The following is a 2,001-nucleotide window of genomic DNA, read 5'->3' as shown; positions in this document are numbered from 1 at the left end:
GGCGCCGCGGACACCCGCGCGGCCCAGCGGCCGAGCTCCGGCGACCGCCCGCGGAAGCACGAACGGCCCGTCAGGTGCCGGCACGGGGGAAGCCGGCACCTGACGGGTGAACGGGGGGTGCGCAGTGGGGGTCTGCGCCGGGGAGGACGGCGCGCCTGCGGCCTCCGCCGACGGCACCGGCGGTGCCGACGGGTCAGGCGCAGGCGACCTGGGTGCCGGGGATGCCGACGATGCCCGAGTTGTTGGACTCGCCGCCCCGGTACTCGTAGTACAGGTAGGAGTAGAAGTCGATCCGGGTGTCGGGGCCGCAGGCCGAATCGGGGGCGATGGTGTACGTCACCGTGAAGGCGCTGCCGGCACCGGGGGCGAGTGGCACGTCGTAGCGGGCGATGCCGCCGTGGACGTTGTCACTGCACCCGTTGGTCTGGGTGCCGCAGGCGGTCGCGGTGAACTTGAGACCGGTCTCCAGGCTGGTGCCGTAGGTCTCCTGGACGCTCTGGTAGACGAACTGGATCGGGGTGTCGTACGGGTTGGTGAGCGTCAACGTGAGCGTGAACTCGCCGCCCCGGACGGTCGTCTGCTTGTCGGAGACGGCCGTCAGGGGCAGTCGGCTGTCGGCCCGGGCGGCGGGGGCGGCGGAGAGGAGCAGACCGACGACGAGGGCCGGACACGCGGCGAGCGCGGCGCGGCTCAGATGTGTTCTGCGCATGACCATGGAGCGTAGGCGCCGCCTCCGCCGGGGTTGTGCGCCTCGGCCCCGGTCCGTACCGACGCAGGAGCGGCGAGCGGACACCGCGCACCCGCCGCTCGCGTTCCGCCCCCGCGCCCCCGCCCGGGGGCCTATGCTTCGCCGCCCTCCCGGCGTCCCGGATCCGTCCTCACGCACACGGCGGCAGGATGTCGCAGAGCGCGTCGAGCGCCGCCGGGTAGGCGTGGTCCGGCGGCGTGGCGTAGCCGACCACCAGGCCGTCGACGGCGGGCATCGCCTCCTCGCCGATCGCCGGGTGCCGGTAGTCGGCGAGTCCGTCGACGGCCAGGCCCCGGTACGCGGCGGCCTTGAGCACCGAGCGCTCGGTGCCCGGCTCCAGGCGCAGCACCGCGTGCAGCCCGGCCGCGATGCCGGACACCTCGACGTGCGGGGCGCGGGCGGCGAGCGCGGCCACCAGCTGGTCGCGGCGGTCCCGGTAGCGGCGGCGCATCCGGCGCACGTGCCGGTCGTAGCCGCCGGAGTCGATGAACTCGGCGAGGGTCAGCTGGTCCAGGGCGCTGGCCCAGCCCTCGCGTTCGCCCTTGGCGGCGAGCGCCCGGTCCACCAGGTGGTCGGGCAGCACCATCCAGCCGAGCCGCAGCGCGGGGGTCAGGCTCTTGCTGGTGCTGCCGAGGTAGACCACCCGTTCGGGATCGAGCCCCTGGACGGCGCCGACCGGCTGGCGGTCGTAGCGGAACTCCCCGTCGTAGTCGTCCTCCAGGACCAGCCCGCCGCGCCCGCGTGCCCAGTCGACCACGGCGGCGCGGCGGCCCGGATGCAGCGGGCCCCCGGTGGGGAACTGGTGGGCGGGGGTGAGCAGGGCCGTCCGGACGTCCGGGCGCTGCGCCAACTCGCCGGTCCGGGCGCCCCGTTCGTCGATCGGCAGCGGGACGGTGGTGACGCCCGCGGCGGCCAGCAGCCCGCGGTGGAAGCCCAGCCCGTACGCCTCGACGGCCAGCGGGCCGTGCTCGGCGGGCGGCAGGACGGGCGTGGCGCCGTCGAAGAGCAACCGCAGCGCGTGGGCGAAGCCGGAGCAGACCACGATCCGGTCGGGGTCGGTGCGCACCCCCCGGGCGCGCGCGAGGTAGTCGGCGAGGACGGTGCGCAGTTCGCGCCGGCCCTGGGGATCGCCGGGCCCGAAGGCCTCGTTGGGGGCGGCGACGAGCGCCCGGCGGGCGGCGGCGAGCCAGGCGCTGCGCGGGAAGGAGGCGGCATCGGGCTGGCCCTGGCGCAGGTCGTGGCCGGGACCGGGG

2 protein-coding genes are annotated in these 2,001 nt (G+C 76.1%); both read right to left on the bottom strand.

Going from position 1 to position 2,001, the window contains the following annotated elements:
* Window positions 1-193: 193 nt before the first annotated feature.
* Entirely contained in the window at window positions 194-709 is a 516-nt protein-coding gene (locus KS423_RS44345) for a hypothetical protein (RefSeq protein WP_224285343.1), read from the bottom strand.
* A 169-nt stretch (window positions 710-878) separates the two neighbouring features.
* The coding region (locus KS423_RS44340) for a PLP-dependent aminotransferase family protein (RefSeq protein WP_224285342.1) at window positions 879-2,001 on the bottom strand (1,123 nt) is incomplete at its 5' end.

The sequence above is a fragment of the Streptomyces sp. LS1784 genome (assembly GCF_020103755.1).
In the GTDB taxonomy this organism is placed as follows: Bacteria; Actinomycetota; Actinomycetes; order Streptomycetales; family Streptomycetaceae; genus Kitasatospora.
The sequence above is the reverse complement of the archived record's forward strand: the minus strand, read 5'-3'. Positions and strand labels throughout refer to the sequence as shown.